We start from the raw sequence: 19,445 nt of genomic DNA, 5'->3' as shown, positions 1-19,445 counted from the left end.
GGTCGCGGAAGGCACTCGGCCTACGGCGCGACGATCGTCGCTGCGAGGATGCTCGACACCGGGAGAGTGCGCTCGACGTCGGCCGCGCGGTCGCGGCCGCGAAGACGGCCGCCGCCCATCCCGGTCGCCTCGAGGAGGAGTTCTCGTGTCGAGCCGTCCGGCATGCCGACTGTGACCTGCAGGACGGATTTCGCGCGCACCGCCGCCTCCAGTTCCCGGTCGAGCCAGGCGGCGTCGGCATCCGGCCCCTGGTGGGAGCGCAGACGCGCGATGAGGGGCGTCAGGTCGGCGGCGTCCGGCTCGGGTTGCGTCGCCGGGGCGGCCGGGTGTCGCTCGCGCACGAGGAGGCCGCCGTCGGCTCCGACCAGTGTCGCCGGATACCGTGCGTCGGTGAGCGCCCAGTACACGGTCTCCCGTCCGACGCGCGTGGTGAGCGAACCGGCGTGCGCGGCGAGTGCGAGGGGGCGCAGAGACTGGTCGACGGCCATGGCCTGGATGAGATGCGAATCCGTGCTCTCGATCCGTGTGCGCCCGGTCTCCTCATCGGTGAACACGCGGACGAGGCCGTGCCGTTGCGCGGTCTGCGCGATCAGGTATCCGAGCGGCTGCGGGATACCCGTCAGGGAGAAGGAACCGAGGAAATCGAGGATCGACTGCTCGGTCTCGCCGGCGACGAAGGCGTGTGCCACCGACTCCGCGGTGAAGCGGTACGAGGAGGCCTGGGCCGCCGATTCGCGGGCGGCGATCGTGCGCAGACGCACGTCGAGCGCGGGCTCGAGGGGCCCGGGGGCGATGGCCGTGAGATCGTTCTGCAGGAAGATCCGGTCCACTTCGGCCGGCAGCAGCCGTACGAGTGCGCGCGGGTCGGCCGCACCTCCGCTGCGCAGGCCGACCGCCCATTCCGGTTCGCTGCCGTCTTCGGCGATCAAGCCGAGCAGTCGCGCAGCCTCGCGCAGGACGCGGGCGCGATCGGGCCAGGTCGGATCCCAGGGATGCGCGTCGCCCCATGCCTGAGGCGCGATCCAGCCGCCGCCGCGCGAACGGACACCGCGTGGGAGGGCGTCCCGGAACGACGTCGCCAGCACGCTCCAGCGTGTGACGGCCGAGGATCGCAGCCAGTCCTCCGCGGCGCGGGTCGACCGCAGTCGGCGGTCCGCCGCGACGGCGAGCCCGGACTCGAGCGCGATCGACACGAGCGTGTCCACGATCTCGACGGGGACGCCGGCTTCGCCGAGCTGTCGTTTCTCGCCGGCGTTCACCCCGCCGCCGGTGAGCAGCGAAAAGGGATTCTCTCTCGCGACGAGAAGCAGATCTGCGAGCACGGCGACGGTCGTGAACGCGCGCTCCGCGGCGTGGGCAGATGCTGTCTCGGACGACGGATCGGCAGCCGGCTGAGCTGCGGAGACGTCCGGAACCGGACGCCCGGCGAGGGCCGCCGCCACGGGAGGATACGGTGTGCCATCCGGGCGGAGCAGGGCGAGCGCTGTCAGGTTCTCCTGCAGGACTCCGGCGCCTTCTCCCGATGCGGCATCCATCAGCGCCCTCGCTTCGGCTGCGGTCAGCGACGGGAGCACCTTCGACAGGGAGGCGGGGTCGAGCAGCGACTCCGCCGCGTCGAAGAAGTCCTGCCAGCTGACGTCCGGTCGCACCCGCCGCGCCGCGAACAGCCTTCGGAGGTCGTCATCGCTCGCAGCCGACAGCCAATCAGCCAGCGGTCGCGCGTGAGTGCTCATGGCCGATGCCTCACGAACGCGAAGACGCGCGGCCCTTCCGGATGAAGCTCATCGTGAGGAGAGCGATGATCATCACGAAGGCGAGGGGCAGTCCCCAATAGGGGATCGCCGCGATGATCGGCCACGCTCCCTCGCCGAAAGCGGCCTGATCCATTCCGACCCAGGTGCCGATGATGATGGCGAAGAAGCACACGACCGACGCTGCAGCGATTCCGAGCGCACCGAAGGCCAGGAAGCGATCGACCCGGCGGATGGGGACATCCGGTTCGGAATTCTGCGTGCTCATCCGTCCCAGCCTACTCGTTCCGCGGCCTTCGGTTCCGCGGCCCGGGCGACCGGTAGGCTGGGGGTACGCGCACGAGCGCGCCCATCGTTCTGCATATCGATTCCAGCGAGGTTCTCCCATGCCCACCGGCAAGGTCAGGTTCTACGACGAAGACAAGGGTTTCGGCTTCATCGCCAGCGATGACGGCCAGGACGTCTTCCTGCACGCCTCAGCGATGCCGACCGGCACCGCTGTGAAGGCGGGTGCGCGCGTGGAGTTCGGCGTGGCCGACGGCAAGCGCGGTCTCCAGGCGCTGTCGGTGCGCGTGCTCGAAGCGCCGCCCAGCCTGTCGAAGGCCAAGCGGAAGCCTGCCGATGACATGGCGATCATCGTCGAAGACCTCGTGAAGCTGCTCGACGGTATCGGCGGGGACCTGCGCCGCGGGCGCTACCCCGCTTCCGGACACGGCCGCAAGATCGCTGCCGTCCTGCGCAAGGTCGCTGATGACCTCGAAGCCTGACGCCGACGCGCGTCTCGTCGGCGCCCACGATCTCGCCCTGGCAGCCCTGGGGGAGATCACGCCGGCGTCCACCGTCGGGCCCGCAGCCGGGTACCTCGTCGAGGAGGACGGCTCGGTGTCGTTGCGGTTCGAGAACCGCCTCGCCGGCTACCCCGGCTGGTACTGGACCGTGACCGTCGCGCAGGTGGACGATGAGGACCCCACAGCCCTCGAGATCGAGCTTCTGCCCGGAGACGGCGCGCTTCTGGCGCCGGAATGGGTGCCGTGGGCGGAACGCCTGGCGGAGTATCGTGCGCATCAGGTCGAGCTCGCGGAGGCAGCGGCCGCCGCGGGGGACGAGAACGCCGACACCCTCGACGATGCCGATGGCATCGATGATGAGGACGCGCTCGATGACGACATCCTCGACGACGACGAGCTCGACGATGACGATGACGATGACGATGACCGTGCCGCGGACATCCTCCACGCGGGCGACCTCGACGGGGTCGACATCGACGAACTCGATGACTCGTCCGACGAAGACGACGACGCCGACGCCCTGGATGCGGACGCCGGCGAGGTCGACGAAGAGGAGTGAATCCCGGGCGCTCAGGCGCCCAGGTTCTCCAGCACGAAGTCGATCGAGCGGGTGAGCTGACGCACGTCGTCCGGGTCGATCGACACGAAGGTCGCGACGCGCAACTGGTTGCGGCCGAGCTTGCGGTACGGCTCGGTGTCGACGATGCCGTTGGCGCGGAGGGTCTTCGCGATCGCCGCGGCGTCGATGCTGTCATCGAAATCGATCGTGGCGACCACAGGAGAGCGATCCGCGGCGTCCGCCACGAAGGGTGTCGCGACCGCTGAGGCTTCGGCCCAGTCGTACAGCACCGACGACGACTCGGATGTGCGGGACGCCGCCCAGGCGAGCCCGCCGTTGTCGAGGATCCACTGGAGCTGGCTGTCGAGAAGGTGCAGCGTCGTGATCGCCGGGGTGTTGAGAGTCTGGTTGAGCCGGGAGTTGTCCACGGCGTTCTTCAGGCTCAGGAACTCGGGAATGTAGCGACCGGATGCCGCGATGCGCTCGATGCGCTCGATCGCGGCCGGCGAAACCGCCGCGAACCACAGTCCGCCGTCCGAGCCGAGGTTCTTCTGCGGGGCGAAGTAGTAGACATCGGCCTGGCTTGCGTCGAAGTCGATCCCGCCGGCGGCGCTCGTGGCGTCGATGACGGTCAGTGCGCCGTCGGCCTCGATGCGCTGGACGGGCGCTGCGACACCGGTCGAGGTCTCGTTGTGGGGCCAGGCGTACACGTCGACACCGGGCACGACCTCGGCGGCGGTCAGGGATCCGGGCTCCGCCTTGCGCACGTCCGGCGCCTCGAGCCAGGGGGCTCCGGCGGATGCGGCGAACTTGCCGCCGAACTCACCGAAGACGAGGTTCTGACTGCGTCGCTCGATGAGGCCGAAGGCCGCCGCGTCCCAGAACGCGGTCGAGCCGCCGTTGCCGACGAGGATCTCGTAGCCTTCGGGGACCCGGAAGAGGGCGGCGAGCTGCTCGCGCACGCTCCCGACGAGGTTCTTCACGGGGGCCTGGCGGTGGGAGGTGCCCAGGATCGTCGCCCCGGATGAGACGAGCGCCTCGAGCTGCGCCGGGCGCACCTTCGAGGGACCGCAGCCGAAGCGGCCGTCAGCGGGCAGGAGGTCACGGGGAATCTCGATCGCCATGGGTTGATTCTAAGGGGGCGCCGGGCGAGGCCCCGACCGTCGGCGGCCGGATGTCCGTCCGGGAATGTAGGCTTGCCTAAGAACCTCGGAGGGCCTGCACATGACCGATCTGATCGACACCACGGAGATGTATCTCCGCACCATCCTCGAACTCGAGGAGGAGAACATCGTGCCGCTGCGCGCGCGCATCTCCGAACGGCTCGGCCACTCCGGTCCCACGGTCTCGCAGACGGTCGGGCGCATGGAACGAGACGGTCTCGTCATCGTCTCGGAGGACCGCACCCTCGAGCTCACCGACGCCGGCCGCCGAAAGGCCGTCGACGTGATGCGCAAGCACCGTCTCGCAGAGCGTCTGCTGTCGGACGTCATCGGACTCGACTGGGCGTACGTGCACGAAGAGGCCTGCCGCTGGGAGCACGTGATGAGCGAACAGGTCGAGCGACGACTGGTGGAGCTGCTCGGTCACCCGACCGAATCGCCGTACGGAAACCCGATCCCGGGTCTCGACCAGCTCGGCGACCTGCCGGCTCGCACTTTCGACGAGGGCGTCATCGGTCTCGTCCAACGACTCAACGCCGCGGGCGAGCCCGTCGAGGGGACCGTGCGCCGCCTCGCCGAGCCCGCACAGGTCGACCCCGAGCTGCTGGAGCAGCTGCGCGACGCCGGGGTGGTTCCCGGGGCGCACGGCGACTTCCGCTTCAGCGAGGGCTACGTCCTCATCCAGATGGACGGCAAGGAAGACGGTCTCGAGCTCCCCGTGGAGCTTGCGTCACACATCTTCCTGGTGGGCGAACCCGCCTGATCCGAGGGGGATTCCGAGCCCGACTGCGGGCGACGGAGCGCTCCACGACCGCCCTCTGCGACGATTGTCAGGTTCCCGGGGTGACATGATCGTTATCTTCCGGTAACCTCGGTCGAGTCGCCAGCGAAGAAGCCCGCTGGAGATGGATCGCGAAGATACGCCTTTGAGGCTCGTCGTCTTCACGGCAGGAACGCGCAAAGTGCCCGAGATGCGTTCATGCCACGAGAGCAGAGTGCCGACGAGCCAGCGCTACCCGAAAGCGCAAGGGCCCAGGAGGACCACGTTTTGGCCGCAGACATCGAACAGCCCGCGAAGAAGACATCTGAAGACCGAGTACTCGCCCGACGCGCAGGTGCGCGGGCGACTGCTCGCAAGGCGGTCAAGCCACTCCGATCGATCGCCATCTTCGGAGCCGTCGGTGCACTGGTCGCCGGCATCGCCCTTCCTGCCTTCGCGCAGTCGAAGCCGAGCGAAGCCGCTCCGACGACCCTGCAGCAGCTCGCCGCCGTCGACGCGCAGTCCCTGGTCGTGGCCTCTCAGGCCACGGCCGCTCCGTTGAGCCGAGGCACTTTCAGCGCGACGACTCCGGAGGAGATCGCGAAGAAGAAGGCCGAAGAGGCTGCTGCCGCCCGCGCTGCCGCCGCGGCGAAGGCATCCACGGCGTCGTCGTCTGGCCAGTTCAACACCGCCGGCTACGCACTGACCTCGCCGGGCTCGGGCGAGGTGCGCTATCCGCTCCCGATGGGCTCCTGGAACGTCAGCCGCACGATCGGCGGCGGCCACAACGGCGCAGACATGCTCGCTCCCGCCGGCACCCCGATCTACGCCGCCGCTGCCGGCGTCGTCCGTGCATCTGCGGAGAGCATCGGCGGATACGGCGTCTGCGTCATGCTCGACAGCGTCGTCGGCGGTCAGCGCGTGCAGACCACCTACGGCCACATGATCTACGGCTCGCGCCAGGTGCAGGTCGGACAGACGGTGGCGGCAGGCCAGCTGATCGGCTACGTCGGCAGCACCGGGCGCTCGACCGCGAACCACCTCCACTTCGAGACCTGGATCAACGGCGGACTCGTCGAGCCCATGTCGTGGCTCTCGGTCAACGCCGGCTGATTCCCGGACACGCCTCGCTCCATTCACCCGCCGTTTCGCCTCGCATGCAGCTGGATGGGTTAGCCTGATCCCGTTGTCGTACAGGTGGGAGAGGCTGATGGAGCGAATACCGACCATCCGAACCATGGATGCCCTCGGTCGTCACGTCCTTCTGCATAGCCCGCGGGGAAGCCACGGCGTTGCCGTGCGCGAAAGGCGCTGTCTTTAGACGGCGCCTTTTTTTGTCCCCACGATCGCTCTGCCATCTGCGCGACCTCGTGTGATTCGAGAGTGCCGGGAAGCCGTCCCGGCGGATCGAGAGGATGACGAATGCGCACACTGGTCCTGAATGCCGGATACGAGCCGCTTGCGATCGTGTCGTTCAAGCGAGCCCTGGTCCTCGTGATGAACGACAAGGCGACCGTGATCGAACGCGTGGAGGACGACCCCGTCTGGGGCACCCACGGCGTGTATGAACGCCCGGCCGTCATCATCCTCGCCCGGTACGTCCGGGTGCCGACGAGCAGACGCGTGCCGGTCACTCGCCGCGGTGTGCTGCGTCGCGACAATCACCGCTGCGGATACTGCGGCAAGGCGGCTTCGACCATCGATCATGTGCTGCCACGCTCACGCGGGGGAGCGGACTCCTGGGAGAACCTGGTGGCCTGCTGCCTTCGATGCAACAACATCAAGAGCGACCGCACCCCGCAGGAGATGCGCTGGCAGTTGCGGTTCACCCCTCGCCCTCCGCACGGCACCGCCTGGACGGTGCGCGGAACCGAGCGCAGCGACCCACGGTGGGAGCCCTACCTGGCACTGGCGGCGTGACGTGCCCTCGAGTCCTCCACCGGCCCCTCCACGCGCCGCGAGTTCGGAGGCGCGGAACGGTGGGAACAGGGGGCGGCGCGTGGAGCCTCCTGGCCGGCGGGGGCCCGCTGACGGGGGCCTGAGACGTCGAAGAGGGGCCACCCTCCGGGCGGCCCCTCCTCGACGTCGTGCCCTCGACAGGATTCGAACCTGCGACCTGCCCTTTAGGAGAGGGCTGCTCTATCCCCTGAGCTACGAGGGCGTGCGTCCAGTCTAGGCGACCGTCCGCACGCCCCCTCGCGCATCAGTCCTTGCCGCGGCGCCACAGCTTGGACGGCCACCAGATCGCCTTGCCGATGTCGTACGTCAGCGCCGGGACGAGCAGCGAACGGACGACGAACGTGTCCAGCAGCACCCCGAACGCGACGATGAACGCCAGCTGCACGAGGAACAGGATGGGGATCACGGAGAGTGCGGCGAAGGTCGCCGCGAGCACGAGACCCGCTGAGGTGATCACTCCGCCCGTGATCGACAGGCCCCGAAGGATTCCCTCGCGGGTGCCGTGCTGCTTCGACTCCTCGCGGACGCGCGTCATCAGGAAGATGTTGTAGTCGATGCCGAGCGCCACCAGGAACACGAACCCGAAGAGCGGAACAGCCGGGTCCGCACCGGGGAAGTCGAAGATTCCGTTGAACACCAGCGCGGACACGCCCATCGCAGTTCCGAACGACAGAACTGTCGTCAGGATCAGCAGCACCGGCGCGAGGATCGAACGCAGCAGCAGCATCAGGATCAACATGATCACAAGGAGGATCACGGGGATGATCAGGTTGCGGTCGTGGATGGAGGCGTCGTTCGTGTCGATCGAGGTCGCGGTGACGCCGCCCACGAGCGCCTCCGTGCCCTGGAGGTCGGATCGCAGCTCTCGCACGGTGGCGGCAGCGGCGTCCGAATCGGCCGCGTCCGTCAACGTGCCCTGAAGCAGCACCTGCCCGTCGACCGTCGTGGGGTCGGGCGCGGGCGTGCCCGGAGGGCCGACAGCGGTGATGCCTTCCTCGGTCACGGGGGCGGTGCCGCTGGGGGAGTCCGCCGCGGTGACGGAGACCGCATCGATCCCGTCGTTCGCGAGAAGGACGTCCGCGGCATCCTGCAGCCGGTCCTCATCGACGACCACGTACACCGGGCTGCCGGATCCGCCGGGGAAGTGCTCGCCCAGCGCCACCTGACCGTCGCGAGCCTCCGAGGCTCCGAGCACCAGGTCGGACTGCGGTACGCCGTTCGCGTCGAGTTGGGTGACACCCGCCGCTCCGGCGACGAGGACGAGGGTCGTCACGATCCAGATGACCCGCGGTCGCCGCTTGATGAAACCGGCCAGCCGCGCCCACAGTCCCGTCGTGCGCATGCCGTGCTCCGCGGCGACGACGTCGGGTTCGAAGCGCGGGCGCCGGGGCCAGAACACGGCCCGACCGAAGAGCAGCAGCAGCGAGGGAAGCAGCGTGAGGGCGGAGAGCATGGCGAACACGATGCCGATCGCCGCCACGGGGCCCAGCGTGCTGTTCGACTTCAGGTCGCTGAGCAGCAGGCAGAGGAGCCCGGCGATCACGGTGCCGCCCGAGGCGACGATCGGTTCGACGGAGCCCTTCCACGCGGCAAGGAGCGCGACGCCCTTGTCCTGTGCGACCCGCAGTTCCTCGCGGAAGCGTGCGACGAGGAGCAGGGCGTAGTCGGTCGCGGCGCCGATCACGAGGATGAACAGGATCCCCTGTGTCTGGCCGCTGAGCAGCAGCACCTCGAACTTCGCCAGCCACCACACCACGAGGAGCGCCACGCAAAGGGCGAACAGGCTCGTCGAGAGCACGACCAGAGGCAGCAGGAACGAGCGGTAGACGAGAACCAGGATGACCAGCACCGCCAAAAGCGCGACACCGAGAAGCAGCCCGTCGATCCCCGCGAAGCCCGCGACCAGGTCGGCACTGAACCCCGCGGGCCCCGTGATGTACACGGTGATGCCGTCCGGTACGCCGTCGCGCAGCTCCTCGCCCAGTGCCGCCGTCGTGTCGGCCAGCTCGGCGTCGCTGTCGATCGGGATGAACGCCTGAACCGCCTGCCCGTCGTCGGAGGGCAGGGCGGGGGACACGTCCTCGCCGACGCCCTCCACCGACGGCGCATCCGCCACAGCATCCGCGATCGCGTCGAGTTCGGTCTGCGTGAGCTCGTCCTCGGACGTGAACACCGCGATCGCCGGGATCGAGTCGCTGTCGTTGAACTCTCCCAGCAGCTGCTGCACCTCGGTGGCCTGTGCAGACTCGGGGAGGTACGTCGTCTGCTCGTTGGAGGAGACCTCATCGACCTTGCCGAACAGCGGGCCGCCGAGGGAGGCGCCGACCAGCCACACGAGGATCAGAGCCACGGGGATGAAGACACGCGCCCAGGAGTGGTTTCGCGAGCGCTCCCTCAGGGGCGGAGTCGGTGGAGAGTCGGGGCGGGACATCAGGTGCCTTTCGGGAGACGGTCGTTCAGAAGCGGAGTCGGCAGTCACGAGACCCAGGCGAGGATGAGGATCATCGTCGCGAGGAATCCGGCGAAGTAGTTGAGGGCGATGAACCGACGCCAGGCGCGATTCGTCGACGCAGAGCCGGCGTCGTCGACGTTCCACCACGGCGCCGCGTTGACGATGTACGGCAGGGCGAGGATGGCGGCGAGCGGGCCGGGCCAGGGGGTGAACAGCATCGCGGCTCCGGCGACCGTCCAGAGGCCGAGGGAGAGCCGCACCGTCGCCCGAGCCCCGATCACGGTGGCGGTCGATGAGATGCCGCCCTCCCGATCAGGGCCGATGTCCTGCACGGCGCCGAAAGCGTGGGCGGCCATGCCCCACAGGAAGAAGGCGGCGAGAGTGATGATCGTGCTGCCCGTCACCGGGGCGCCGACCAGGGCGAGAGCGACGATCGCCGGACTCACGAAGTGCGTGCTCGAGGTGACCGAATCGAGGAACGGCCGCTCCTTGAACCGCAGCACGGGTGCCGAGTAGGCGATCACGGCGAACACGCTGACGGCGAGCCAGAACCAGGATGCCGGGTTCCCGACGACCACGAGGTAGACGAGGAACGGGATGTTCGTGGCGGCGGCCGCCCAGAGCGTGGCGCGGTGGATGCGAGGTGCCAGGAGTGCGCCCTCGATGCCGCCCTTGCGAGGGTTCGCCAGATCGGAGGCGTGGTCGAAGACGTCGTTGATCCCGTACATGGCGAGGTTGTACGGGACGAGGAAGTAGAGGGTCCCGATCACGAAGGTGATGTCGAGCTCTCGGGTGGCGAGGAGATAGGCCGCCGCGAACGGGAACGCGGTATTGATCCAGCTGATCGGCCGCGAGGACAGCACGATCTGCGCGAGATCCCGTCCGAAGGGGCGCTCGGGTGCGGATCGGTCGTTCATCCGCGGACCTCGTCATCCTGGGGGGACGCTTCGCGCGCTCGCCGCCGTGCGCGCAGAGCCGTCCACACGGCCGGGAGGAGCAACGCGCCCGCCAGCGGATAGGCGAAGTCCTCGATGGGAGCGAGGCCGATGTGCAGACCGAGCAGCGGATCCTGCGCGTAGTGGAACAGCCCGCTCGCGATCATCACGGTGTCGAACACGGCCGTGAGGAGGAAGAGCACGAGCACCGTCAGCAGGACGGCCGCGGGCACCGGGCCGCGTCGACGGGAGGCGAGAGCCAGGATCAGACCACCGCCGGCGGCGAAGAGGAGGAAGCAGGCTGCGACGTGGATGTAACTCATGCGCCGTCTCCGTTGGTCCGGAGCCGGTCGCGCCTCCGAGCGAGCAGGCGGGCCGAGCCGGTATAGATGATCATCGTGCACACGACGAGGAAGAGCAGGAACACCGGCTCTTCCACCGGCAGCTCGGGCGCGAGCACCAGCCCCGTCGCGATCGCCGCGTCGCCGCGGAGGAAGATGCCGTTCACGATGCCCGCCACGTCCCACAGGAGGAAGAAGACCAGGCCGACCAGGGTCACGACGGCGGCCGAGACCGCGTCCCTCCAGAAGAACAGCCGGAACCGCCAGTCCAGAAGAAGCATGCAGCCCAGCGAGACCAGCAGCGCAGTCAGATACAACGCGCCCATCAGGAGTCCGCCGTTCCGCCCGCAGCCGGAGCCGCCTCCGGGAGTGGGCCGGGGGAGTGATCACCGCGGAGGTGCTTCAGGACGATCTCGGCGCTGATCAAGCACATCGGCACCCCGACGCCGGGGGCCGTCGTGGCCCCGGCGTAGAAGAGGCCCTGCACGCGCCGAGACGCATTCTGAGCACGGAACATCGCACTCTGGGACAGGATGTGCGCCGGCCCGAGCATCCCGCCCCGCCACGAGCGATAGTCGTCGCGGAAGTCGGCCGGCCCCTTGGTCTCTCGTACGACGATCCGCTCCCGGAGATCGGGGATGCCCGCCCACGCCGCGACCTGGTCGATCGCGGCATCGGCTGCTCGCTCGATCTCCGCTGACCCCGATCCGTCGGATCCGCCATGCCCGAGCTCGACATCTGCCGGAACGGGAACCAGGATGAACAGGTTCTCGTGGTCGGGCGGCGCGACGTCGGGGTCGGACGCGCTGGGTCTGCAGACATATGTCGATGCCGGAGCGGGGATGGACGGGGTGGGGCCGAAGATCGCGTCGAAGTTCGCATCCCAGTCGTCGGTGAAGAACAGGGAATGATGAGGGAGCTCGGGCAGCGCGCCTTTCACTCCGAGCATCACGAGCAAACCGCCGGGGCCGCTGGTGCGACGAGTCCACCACGATTCGGGATAGCTCTGCAGCGATCGCGGTAGCAACCTGGTCTCGGTGTGGTGCAGGTCGGCGGCGGAGACGACGACGTCGGCGTGCTCGACATGCGAGGCTCCCGATCCGTCCACCCAATCGACGCCGGTCACACGTGTTCCGTCGTTCCCGTCCTGGGTGCGGATGCCGGTGACATCGGCGCCGGTCACGATCCGGGCTCCCGCATCGCGGGCCAGGGACTCGATGCGTTCGATCACCCGCCAGAAGCCGCCCTGCGGATAGCTGACGCCCTGGTCCAGGTCGAGGGCGCTCATCAGGTGATACATCGCGGGGGCGCTGCGAGGATCCGTGCCGAGGAACACGGCCGGGTAGCCGAGGATCTGGCGCACGACAGGATGCCGGAAACGCCGCGCCGCGAAGGATTGCAGTCGAGTGCCGAGCAGCGTGAACAAGCGGGGGAGCGCGCGCAGCACCTCCGGCACCAGGAGCGACCGTGTCCGGGTGAACGGGTTGTAGAGGAAGTACTTCTGCGCCATGTCGCCGGCGTGACCTGCCGACTGCAGGTAGGAGTCCAGTGCTGGCGCAGATCCCGGTTCCAGAGCCTCGAAGAGGCGGGTGACTGCCTCCCTGCCTGCGGGTACCGTCACCGCGCCGTGCGCCGCATCCTCAATCGCCGGGTCGCGGAACACGCGGTAGCCGGGATCCAGCCGGGTGAGGTCGAGCTGTTCCTCGGTCGTGGTGCCCATCATCGCGAAGAAATGATCGAACACCTCGGGCATCAGATACCACGATGGTCCGGAGTCGAAACGGAAGCCGGCACGCTCGATCGTTCCGGCCCGCCCGCCGACGCGGTCGTTCTTCTCGAGGACGACGACCTCGTGCCCGTCTCGCGCGAGCAGCCCCGCCGTCGCGAGGCCGGCGACGCCCGCACCGATCACCACCACGCGGCTCATCGGTCACGCTCCACCGCGGTGACGGCGACTGCGCGGGCGGCGAGCAGGGCCTTGATCGGGTCGGGGACGCGCACGCGCCGTCGGTACAGGACCTCGGCGGGCGTCTTCGCGACGCGGCGGGTCAGTGCCGCGAACAGCGCCAGCGCACTGCGCACGGCTGCTCGGGCGTCTTTCGGGAGCAGCGGGATCGCGGCGCGGGCGTCGGCCAGCTGTCGACGGATCGTGTCGACCCAGGCATCCCGGTCGGCGTCGTTCAGACGCGCGGTCCCGCCCAGGTAGCCGCGGTGCAGACGATCCGTGTCGTCGGCGAGGTCGCGCAGGAAGTTCACGTTCTGGAAGGCTGCGCCGAGCTGTCGCGCACCGCGTCGGAGGATCTCGAGCTCCTCGGGGGTGCGGGGCGAGTCGCGCAGGAAGACCTGGAGGCACATCAGTCCGACGACTTCGGCGGATCCGTAGACATAGGCGGCATGGGCGTCGGCGTCGTAGGCGGCGAACCCCGGCTCACGATCGATGTCGGCACTCATCGAATCGAAGAACGGCGTGGTCAGGTCTTCGCCGATGCCGCACTCGCGCGCCGTCCGAGCGAAGGCGTGCAGGATCAGGTCGCTGCTGTACCCGCTGCGCATCGAGCGGTGCGTCGCCTCCACGTAGGAGGCGAGAGCCGCCGACTGCGCCGTGCTGTCCAGCCCGGCCTCGGCCGCGACACCGTCGACGATCTCATCGGCGATACGCACCATGGCATAGATGTTGCGCACATGCTGACGGTGTCTCCGTCCGAGAAGGCGGGTCGCGAGTCCGAAGGATGTCGAGTAGGTGCGGATGACGTCGCTCGTCGCGATCTCCGCCGTGCGGTTGAATCGGCGGAGGGCGGCGTCGTGGGAGGGATCGTGCGGATTCGCGCTCATCGCTCGCGACCGTCGACACGGGAAGCCAGCACGCGGATCGTCCGCGCGGCAGACGTCGGGAGGATGCCCGCGGACTCTGCATCGCCGAGGACGGTCGCTGCGGCCTCGAGGTGCTCGCTGACGAGCCCGCGCACGAACGCCTCGGCGCCGCACTCGCGCAGTCGATCGCGGGCGCGCGAGCCGTCTGCACCGCTGAGATCGGGTCTGCCGAAGTGCTCTTCGATCCCCTCCCAATGACTCGTCATGCGGGCGTAGGAGATGATCGCGGTCTCCTTTCCTTCCCGGAGGTCGGAGAAGGGGTCCTTCCCGTGCTCATCGGGGTCGCCGAACACGGAGAGCAGGTCGTCCTGCAGCTGATACGCGAGTCCGAGGTGTCTGCCGATCGCCGTGAGTCGCTGCTCGGTCGCCGACGACGACCCGGCCAGCACAGCCGCGGCGCGCAGAGGGAGTACGAAGGAATACGTCGCCGTCTTGTAGGCGCTGGTCGCGAGGATCGTCCGCAGATCAGGAGTGATGATGCCGTCGCTGAGAGCGACATCGGCATGCTCGCCGGCGACCGTCTCGAGGATGGTCTGCTCCAACAGCGAGAGCAGACGATCGCGGGCTTGTGTCGGGACTTCCACCCTCGCGAACCCGAGCACCGCCGCGGTCAAGAGGAGATCTCCGAGGAGAATCGCGCTCGAGCGCGCCCAGTGCAGTGCGGACTCGGCCGGGGCTTCGGGGTGATCGGCGACGAGAGCGCCGATGAGGTTCGGGCCGCGCCGTCGGATGAGGTCTCCGTCGATGACGTCGTCGTGCAGGAGGAACGCGAAGTGCAGCAACTCGACCTCGGCCGCGACATCGATCGCGGCTCTGCTCGCCTCTGCGGAGAGCGGTGTCGGCGAGAGCGCCTGCACCAAATCGACGAGCAGTCGCGGTCGGATCAGTTTGCCGCCGAGGGCGTGCTCAGCCGCCACTGCCCAGAGCTCCGTGAACTCGGGGCCGTACTTCTCCGCCGCCGCGGTGTGGGCAGAGAAACGTTGCCGCAACGCTGCTTCGATCTGCGTCCCGAGTGCTTCTTCCGTCGCCGTCGCGCTCATGGCTCAGACCTTGCCGAGCCGTTGCAGTTGCGGAAGCTGCTCGACGAGCCACGGGCTGAAGGCGAACGGTGCGTGTGTGACGGCTTCGATCAGGTCGGAAACTTCCACCCACGCCCACTCGGACACCTCGTCCGGATCGGCCGTGGGCTGCCCATCGATGATCGCGACGTGCACGGGGCACATCTCGTTCTCGACGATCCCGCTCGCATCGACGGCGCGGTAGCGGTAGTCGGGCAATGCGAGGCGGATGTCGGAGAGTCGGATGCCGAGTTCATCGAGGCCGCGCCGCCGAACGGCGTCGACCATCTCCTCGTCGGGGCGCGGATGGCCGCAGAAGCTGTTCGTCCAGACGCCGGGCCATGTCCGCTTCGCGAGGGACCGGCGGGTCACCAGCAGACGCCCACTGGAGTCGAGGACATAGCAGGAGAAGGCGAGATGCAGCGGGGTGTCGCTCGTGTGCACGTCGCTCTTCGGCAACGTGCCGACCGCACTTCCGTCTTCGGCCAGGAGGGTCACGTAGTCCATGGCATCTCCCTTTTCCGAGCCTCTCAAGATTGCTAACTTGGTGAGTAGTCAACTTAGCATGAAACTGTGGGTGTGTAACATGATCGCATGGACACCGAGCCCGGCACCACCCCGCACGCGGGGTCGCAGGCGACGGATCCGCCCGGAGACGGCGATATGAGCGGGGCCGACCGCACGCCGGACGGCTTGAGCCACGCCGCGATCTACGACGTGGAATCCAGCGACCCTCGAAGCGCGCTGGTCGACCGAACGGGCGTGCCGCCGGAGGAGCTACGGCAGATCGCGCGCCTGATGGAGTCGCTCGCGGGGCTGCGAGAAGCCGAGCAGACTCTCTCTCAGGCCTCGCGGCGCTACATGCGGTTGAACGAGACGGACATGCGCGCGCTGCACTATCTGATCGTGTGCGCGAACCGGAACCTGGTCGCGACGCCCGGCGGAATCGCTCACCACCTGGACGTGTCGACGGCTGCGACCACCAAGCTGCTCGATCGGCTCGAGAAGGGCGGGCATATCACGCGCGCACCCCACCCGACCGACCGAAGGGCGCTCAGCATCAGCATCACGAAGGAGACGCGGCTCGCGGCGATGGAGACCGTCGGTCGGCAGCAGGCCAAGCGGTTCTATGCCGCCGCCCGTCTATCCCCTTCGGAACGAGATGTCGTGATCCGATTCCTCACGGACATGACGGACGAGATCACGCTGCGCGACGAAGCCTGGTTACAGCAGACGTCCGACTGAGACTGTTCGGCCCGCGAGGGGCCGAACTCAGTGCGCTGCCTTGTACGCGTCCAGGATCGGGGCCGGGATGCGTCCTCGCTCGGAGAGCGTGTAGCCGTTCTCGTTGGCCCACGCACGGATGGCTGCGACCTCAGGGTTGCGCGCCGGTCGCTTGCGAGAAGAAGAAGAAGTACGTGCGGTGCTGGAGGAGCCGGCGCGACGGCCCGCGGCGATATACGGCTCGAGCGCCTTTCGCAATTCCTCCGCGTGCGCGGCATTCAAGTCGATCTCGTAGGAAGTGCCGTTGACCGAGAAATGCACGGTCTCGCCCTCTCCGACTTCCAGGACGCTGCCATCGATATCGTCGACCAGCTGGTGCACAATTCGTCTCGCCATGCGAGTGACTTTACCCGCATAAGCGCAATGCGACAAGAATTGAATATCGCACCGTCATGATTCACTTCGTCGATGGGCTCAGGGAAGGAGCCCCGCACGCCGCGCCCGGGTGACGGCTGCATGACGCGTGGAAGCGTCGAGTTTCGACATCGCGGTACCGAGGTATGCCTTGACCGTGCCTTCGCGCAGTCCGAGTTGTGCGGCGATCTCCGCGTTGGTCGATCCCAGTGCGGCGCACGCGAGCACGTCGGTCTCACGCGGCGAGAGGTGGACGGTCGGAACAGGAGCGGTCGTCGCGGGCGCCGCGTCCGCGGCGAGAGCGACGAGGCGACGCTCGACCTCCGCGATCCGAGCGCGTATCGCCGCGTCGTCGACGGAAGCCGCGATACTGCGCAATTCGGCGAAGCTCTCCCGGAGCGCCTCTCGTTGCGGGGGCGCCACGACGTCACTTGCGAGCGGACTCGCCTCCAGCCGCCGTTGCACCTCGTCGCGGATCCGCAGTTCATCGGCGACGGACTGCGCCACCTGCATGGCAGGCGCCGTCGTGATGCCGCCTACCTGTTCTTCGTTCCACGCGCCGGCATAGAGCACACCACGGGACCGTCCGTGCACGACGATCGGGAGCGCGAGGAGCGTGCGCAGCCCTTCGCCGAGGACGAAGACATCGTAGTCGTGGGTGATCTGTTGCGACGAGCCGTAGTCGCTCGTCATCCGGGGGCGGAGTTCCATCATCGCCCGCCCGCCGAGACCGCGCTCCGGTCGCACCCGCAGCCCGTCCAGCGATCGCGTTCGGGCCCCGACGATGCTGGTCACGCTCACGACGCCCTCTTCGATGAGGCCACCGAACGCGACAGGGAAACGTGTTCGCCGGGCGAGCTCTCGCACCGCCTGGGCGACGAGCTCCGACTCGGATCCGAGAGGGACTGGTGCGCTCACAACTACCTACTTCCGGGGGTGACGACTGCGTTCCCCGTTTCGTAGCGTCGACTTTAGCATCCGCGCAGTGCCGCTGCACGGGGACCGGACATGTGGCAAGGAGGCCCCATGAGTGATCAGACGCACGCCGATTCGAACGGTCGGATCGACTACATCGCCGTCGAGCAGTCTCCACGGTTCCAGAGTTTGAAACGCACCCAGAGATCGTTTATCTTTCCGCTCGCCGTGTTTTTCCTGCTGTGGTATTTCGCTTACGTGCTCCTTGCAGCATTCGCTCCCGAGTTCATGGGGCAACGGGTGTGGGGTGATATCACCATCGGGCTCCTCCTCGGTCTGGGACAGTTCGTCACCACGTTCGGCATAACGATGGCGTACGTCTCGTTCGCCAATCGAAAGCTCGATCCGCTGGCGACGGAGATCCGTGAAGAACTCGAGAAGGCGCAGGAGAACGCATGAACGCGATCCGCACGGCGGTCGATCCGGTCGCTCTCGAAATCAATCCCGTCTTCAACATCTCGATCTTCCTGGCTTTCGTCGCGGTGACGCTTTTCATCGTCATACGCGCCAGCCGCAACAACAAGACGGCTGCCGATTACTACGCGGCCGGCCGTTCTTTCACGGGACCGCAGAACGGATTCGCCATCGCGGGTGACTATCTGTCCGCGGCGTCCTTCCTCGGCATCTGCGGCGCCATCGCGATCAACGGCTACGACGGCTTCCTCTATTCGATCGGCTTCTTGGTCGCCTGGCTCGTCGCGCTGCTGCTGGTGGCGGAACTGATGCGCAACACCGGGAAGTTCACGATGGCGGATGTGCTGTCGTTCCGTCTGAAGCAGCGGCCGGTGCGCATGGCGGCCGCGATCACGACGCTCGCCGTGTGCTTCTTCTATCTGCTCGCGCAGATGGCCGGCGCAGGTGGGCTGGTGTCGTTGCTGCTCGGCATCGACGGACGGCTCGGCCAGTCGATCGTGATCGCCGTGGTCGGACTGCTGATGATCGTCTACGTCTTGATCGGCGGGATGAAGGGAACCACCTGGGTGCAGATCGTGAAGGCGGTCCTGCTGATCGGCGGTGCCGTCGGCATGACGATCTGGGTGCTCGCGATCAACGGGTTCAGCCTGAACACCCTTCTCGAGGCCGCCGTGGCGAACTCCGACAAGGGCGATGCGATCCTGGCTCCGGGGCTGCAGTACGGCGCGAACCCGTGGGACTTCCTGTCCCTCGGCATGGCGCTGGTGCTCGGGACCGCGGGCCTGCCGCACGTGCTCATGCGCTTCTACACGGTGCCGACGGCGAAGGAGGCACGTCGCTCGGTCGTCTGGGCGATCTGGCTCATCGGCGGCTTCTACCTGCTGACCCTCGTACTCGGCTACGGTGCCGGCGCACTGGTCGGGGCGGATGTGATCGCGGCCGCTCCTGGCGGCGTCAACTCCGCGGCGCCGCTGCTCGCGCTCCGGCTCGGCGGTCCGGTGCTGTTGGGCTTCATCTCCGCTGTGGCCTTCGCGACGATCCTCGCGGTGGTCGCGGGGCTGACGATCACGGCGGCCGCATCGTTCGCGCATGACATCTACGCGAACGTGATCCAGAAGGGGCGCAAGGATGCTGCCGGCAACCCGGTGGAAGCCGACCCGAACGGCGAGGTTCGGGTGGCCCGTCGCACGGTGATCGTGATCGGCATCCTGGCGATCCTCGGTGGCATCGGAGCGCAGGGGCAGAACATCGCGTTCCTCGTCGCGCTCGCTTTCGCCGTCGCCGCCTCCGCCAACCTGCCCACCATCCTCTACTCGCTCTTCTGGCGCCGCTTCACGACGCGCGGCGCGGTGTGGAGCATGTACGGCGGGCTCGGCTCGGCGATCCTGCTCATCATGCTGTCGCCGGTGTTCTCCGGAACGCCGACATCGATGATCCCCGGGATCGACATCGCCGTATGGCCGCTCAACAACCCCGGGATCGTCTCGATCCCGCTGGGCTTCCTTCTCGGCTGGCTCGGAACGGTGACGAGCTCCCGCAAGGAGTCTCCGCAGCTCGCCGCCGAGATGGAAGTGCGCTCCCTCACGGGGTTCGGCGCGGAGAAGGCAGTCGAGCACTGACCGAGGGGTCCGGAGAATCGGACCCGAGCAAGACGTGGGCCCCGCGGCCCCCCCCCCCGGGGCCCCGCCGCGGCCCCGCCCCGCAACCCGCCCCGACGGGGAGCCGGGTAAGCGTGGGCTCCGGGGGGGCGCCCGGCGGGCCCCAGCAGACCGCCCACCCGA

Annotated in this window: 21 protein-coding genes and 1 tRNA gene; 8 read left to right on the top strand and 14 right to left on the bottom strand. The window is 68.1% G+C overall.

All coding sequences use genetic code 11. From position 1 onward, the window contains the following. Window positions 1-20: 20 nt before the first annotated feature. Together ACWGO6_RS09340 and ACWGO6_RS09335 are read right to left on the bottom strand one after the other, a co-directional pair. Window positions 21-1,733, bottom strand: coding sequence for a helicase-associated domain-containing protein (locus ACWGO6_RS09340; RefSeq protein WP_452326544.1), 1,713 nt, complete (start codon window positions 1,731-1,733; stop codon window positions 21-23). 10 nt (window positions 1,734-1,743) lie between these two features. Beyond that, the gene (locus ACWGO6_RS09335; RefSeq protein ID WP_136041142.1) at window positions 1,744-2,019 is read right to left on the bottom strand and encodes a multidrug ABC transporter ATPase; all 276 of its coding nucleotides are present in this window, start codon (window positions 2,017-2,019) and stop codon (window positions 1,744-1,746) included. A gap of 118 nt (window positions 2,020-2,137) precedes the next feature. Between ACWGO6_RS09335 and ACWGO6_RS09330 the strand changes: the two genes are divergently transcribed. Both ACWGO6_RS09330 and ACWGO6_RS09325 read left to right on the top strand, forming a co-directional pair. Further along, window positions 2,138-2,518 carry a cold-shock protein gene (locus ACWGO6_RS09330; protein ID WP_029262737.1) on the top strand — a complete coding sequence of 127 codons (381 nt, stop codon included), beginning with the start codon at window positions 2,138-2,140 and terminating at the stop codon, window positions 2,516-2,518. After that, on the top strand, window positions 2,502-3,098 hold the full coding sequence (locus tag ACWGO6_RS09325) for a DUF3027 domain-containing protein (protein ID WP_452326543.1): 597 nt from the start codon (window positions 2,502-2,504) through the stop codon (window positions 3,096-3,098). Before ACWGO6_RS09330 ends, ACWGO6_RS09325 begins: the two co-directional genes overlap by 17 nt. Window positions 3,099-3,109: 11 nt before the next feature. On the opposite strand, the gene serC is transcribed toward ACWGO6_RS09325, so the two are convergent. Next, entirely contained in the window at window positions 3,110-4,222 is a 1,113-nt protein-coding gene (gene serC / locus ACWGO6_RS09320) for a phosphoserine transaminase (protein WP_452326542.1), read from the bottom strand. A 100-nt stretch (window positions 4,223-4,322) separates the two neighbouring features. On the opposite strand from serC, the gene ACWGO6_RS09315 reads away from it, so the two are divergent. The 3 genes from ACWGO6_RS09315 (at window position 4,323) to ACWGO6_RS09305 (ending at window position 6,941) form a co-directional block, all read left to right on the top strand. Then, complete coding sequence (locus ACWGO6_RS09315) at window positions 4,323-5,024, top strand: metal-dependent transcriptional regulator (RefSeq protein WP_029262734.1); 702 nt, start codon at window positions 4,323-4,325, stop codon at window positions 5,022-5,024. 285 nt (window positions 5,025-5,309) lie between these two features. Beyond that, window positions 5,310-6,134, top strand: coding sequence for a M23 family metallopeptidase (locus tag ACWGO6_RS09310; protein WP_136041139.1), 825 nt, complete (start codon window positions 5,310-5,312; stop codon window positions 6,132-6,134). Between the two features lie 309 nt (window positions 6,135-6,443). Next, on the top strand, window positions 6,444-6,941 hold the full coding sequence (locus ACWGO6_RS09305; RefSeq protein WP_136041138.1) for an HNH endonuclease: 498 nt from the start codon (window positions 6,444-6,446) through the stop codon (window positions 6,939-6,941). Between the two features lie 168 nt (window positions 6,942-7,109). Here the strand turns inward: ACWGO6_RS09305 and ACWGO6_RS09300 are convergent. The 9 genes from ACWGO6_RS09300 to idi form a co-directional block, all read right to left on the bottom strand. Continuing rightward, window positions 7,110-7,182 (bottom strand) — tRNA-Arg (locus ACWGO6_RS09300). Window positions 7,183-7,224: 42 nt separating this feature from the next. Continuing rightward, window positions 7,225-9,411: an MMPL family transporter gene (locus ACWGO6_RS09295; protein ID WP_452326541.1), complete on the bottom strand. Its 2,187-nt coding sequence runs from the start codon at window positions 9,409-9,411 to the stop codon at window positions 7,225-7,227. Window positions 9,412-9,455: 44 nt separating this feature from the next. Further along, the gene (locus ACWGO6_RS09290) at window positions 9,456-10,349 is read right to left on the bottom strand and encodes a prenyltransferase (RefSeq protein WP_452326540.1); all 894 of its coding nucleotides are present in this window, start codon (window positions 10,347-10,349) and stop codon (window positions 9,456-9,458) included. Further along, window positions 10,346-10,690 carry a lycopene cyclase domain-containing protein gene (locus tag ACWGO6_RS09285; RefSeq protein WP_136041135.1) on the bottom strand — a complete coding sequence of 115 codons (345 nt, stop codon included), beginning with the start codon at window positions 10,688-10,690 and terminating at the stop codon, window positions 10,346-10,348. The genes ACWGO6_RS09290 and ACWGO6_RS09285 overlap by 4 nt, the downstream gene beginning before the upstream one ends. Then, a complete protein-coding gene (locus tag ACWGO6_RS09280; protein ID WP_136041134.1) occupies window positions 10,687-11,034 on the bottom strand; it encodes a lycopene cyclase domain-containing protein in 348 nt (115 codons plus the stop codon). The genes ACWGO6_RS09285 and ACWGO6_RS09280 overlap by 4 nt, the downstream gene beginning before the upstream one ends. Next, a complete protein-coding gene (gene crtI, locus ACWGO6_RS09275; protein ID WP_452326539.1) occupies window positions 11,034-12,635 on the bottom strand; it encodes a phytoene desaturase family protein in 1,602 nt (533 codons plus the stop codon). Before crtI ends, ACWGO6_RS09280 begins: the two co-directional genes overlap by 1 nt. Beyond that, window positions 12,632-13,540 (bottom strand): phytoene/squalene synthase family protein, encoded by a 909-nt coding sequence (locus tag ACWGO6_RS09270; protein ID WP_452326538.1) that lies wholly within the window; start codon window positions 13,538-13,540, stop codon window positions 12,632-12,634. The genes crtI and ACWGO6_RS09270 overlap by 4 nt, the downstream gene beginning before the upstream one ends. After that, the gene (locus ACWGO6_RS09265) at window positions 13,537-14,619 is read right to left on the bottom strand and encodes a polyprenyl synthetase family protein (protein ID WP_452326537.1); all 1,083 of its coding nucleotides are present in this window, start codon (window positions 14,617-14,619) and stop codon (window positions 13,537-13,539) included. Before ACWGO6_RS09265 ends, ACWGO6_RS09270 begins: the two co-directional genes overlap by 4 nt. Before the next feature lie 3 nt (window positions 14,620-14,622). Further along, window positions 14,623-15,144 carry an isopentenyl-diphosphate Delta-isomerase gene (gene idi / locus ACWGO6_RS09260; RefSeq protein ID WP_136041130.1) on the bottom strand — a complete coding sequence of 174 codons (522 nt, stop codon included), beginning with the start codon at window positions 15,142-15,144 and terminating at the stop codon, window positions 14,623-14,625. 87 nt (window positions 15,145-15,231) lie between these two features. Here idi and ACWGO6_RS09255 point away from each other — a divergent pair, with 87 nt between their 5' ends. Further along, a complete protein-coding gene (locus ACWGO6_RS09255) occupies window positions 15,232-15,882 on the top strand; it encodes a MarR family winged helix-turn-helix transcriptional regulator (RefSeq protein WP_136041129.1) in 651 nt (216 codons plus the stop codon). 27 nt (window positions 15,883-15,909) lie between these two features. Here the strand turns inward: ACWGO6_RS09255 and ACWGO6_RS09250 are convergent, their stop codons facing one another. Together ACWGO6_RS09250 and ACWGO6_RS09245 are read right to left on the bottom strand one after the other, a co-directional pair. Continuing rightward, on the bottom strand, window positions 15,910-16,257 hold the full coding sequence (locus ACWGO6_RS09250; RefSeq protein WP_136041128.1) for a histone-like nucleoid-structuring protein Lsr2: 348 nt from the start codon (window positions 16,255-16,257) through the stop codon (window positions 15,910-15,912). 78 nt (window positions 16,258-16,335) lie between these two features. Next, window positions 16,336-17,193, bottom strand: a complete 858-nt coding sequence (locus tag ACWGO6_RS09245) for a LuxR C-terminal-related transcriptional regulator (protein ID WP_136041127.1) — start codon at window positions 17,191-17,193, stop codon at window positions 16,336-16,338. Window positions 17,194-17,301: 108 nt separating this feature from the next. On the opposite strand from ACWGO6_RS09245, the gene ACWGO6_RS09240 reads away from it, so the two are divergent. After that, window positions 17,302-17,649: a DUF485 domain-containing protein gene (locus tag ACWGO6_RS09240; protein WP_452326536.1), complete on the top strand. Its 348-nt coding sequence runs from the start codon at window positions 17,302-17,304 to the stop codon at window positions 17,647-17,649. After that, window positions 17,646-19,283, top strand: a complete 1,638-nt coding sequence (locus ACWGO6_RS09235) for a solute symporter family protein (protein WP_136041125.1) — start codon at window positions 17,646-17,648, stop codon at window positions 19,281-19,283. Before ACWGO6_RS09240 ends, ACWGO6_RS09235 begins: the two co-directional genes overlap by 4 nt. The last annotated feature ends 162 nt before the right edge of the window (window positions 19,284-19,445 follow it).

The sequence above is a fragment of the Microbacterium sp. NPDC055665 genome, assembly GCF_053618035.1.
This window is presented reverse-complemented; position numbering and strand designations above follow the sequence as displayed.

Coding starts and splice junctions, on each gene's coding strand:
- ACWGO6_RS09285 (WP_136041135.1), bottom strand. CDS start 10,690: ATGAGTTACATCCACGTCGCAGCCTGCTTCCTCCTCTTCGCCGCCGGC.
- ACWGO6_RS09325 (WP_452326543.1), top strand. CDS start 2,502: ATGACCTCGAAGCCTGACGCCGACGCGCGTCTCGTCGGCGCCCACGAT.
- idi (WP_136041130.1), bottom strand. CDS start 15,144: ATGGACTACGTGACCCTCCTGGCCGAAGACGGAAGTGCGGTCGGCACG.
- ACWGO6_RS09265 (WP_452326537.1), bottom strand. CDS start 14,619: ATGAGCGCGACGGCGACGGAAGAAGCACTCGGGACGCAGATCGAAGCA.
- ACWGO6_RS09255 (WP_136041129.1), top strand. CDS start 15,232: ATGGACACCGAGCCCGGCACCACCCCGCACGCGGGGTCGCAGGCGACG.
- ACWGO6_RS09305 (WP_136041138.1), top strand. CDS start 6,444: ATGCGCACACTGGTCCTGAATGCCGGATACGAGCCGCTTGCGATCGTG.
- ACWGO6_RS09240 (WP_452326536.1), top strand. CDS start 17,302: ATGAGTGATCAGACGCACGCCGATTCGAACGGTCGGATCGACTACATC.
- serC (WP_452326542.1), bottom strand. CDS start 4,222: ATGGCGATCGAGATTCCCCGTGACCTCCTGCCCGCTGACGGCCGCTTC.
- ACWGO6_RS09280 (WP_136041134.1), bottom strand. CDS start 11,034: ATGGGCGCGTTGTATCTGACTGCGCTGCTGGTCTCGCTGGGCTGCATG.
- ACWGO6_RS09340 (WP_452326544.1), bottom strand. CDS start 1,733: ATGAGCACTCACGCGCGACCGCTGGCTGATTGGCTGTCGGCTGCGAGC.
- ACWGO6_RS09295 (WP_452326541.1), bottom strand. CDS start 9,411: ATGTCCCGCCCCGACTCTCCACCGACTCCGCCCCTGAGGGAGCGCTCG.
- ACWGO6_RS09330 (WP_029262737.1), top strand. CDS start 2,138: ATGCCCACCGGCAAGGTCAGGTTCTACGACGAAGACAAGGGTTTCGGC.
- ACWGO6_RS09335 (WP_136041142.1), bottom strand. CDS start 2,019: ATGAGCACGCAGAATTCCGAACCGGATGTCCCCATCCGCCGGGTCGAT.
- ACWGO6_RS09250 (WP_136041128.1), bottom strand. CDS start 16,257: ATGGCGAGACGAATTGTGCACCAGCTGGTCGACGATATCGATGGCAGC.
- ACWGO6_RS09235 (WP_136041125.1), top strand. CDS start 17,646: ATGAACGCGATCCGCACGGCGGTCGATCCGGTCGCTCTCGAAATCAAT.
- crtI (WP_452326539.1), bottom strand. CDS start 12,635: ATGAGCCGCGTGGTGGTGATCGGTGCGGGCGTCGCCGGCCTCGCGACG.
- ACWGO6_RS09315 (WP_029262734.1), top strand. CDS start 4,323: ATGACCGATCTGATCGACACCACGGAGATGTATCTCCGCACCATCCTC.
- ACWGO6_RS09290 (WP_452326540.1), bottom strand. CDS start 10,349: ATGAACGACCGATCCGCACCCGAGCGCCCCTTCGGACGGGATCTCGCG.
- ACWGO6_RS09270 (WP_452326538.1), bottom strand. CDS start 13,540: ATGAGCGCGAATCCGCACGATCCCTCCCACGACGCCGCCCTCCGCCGA.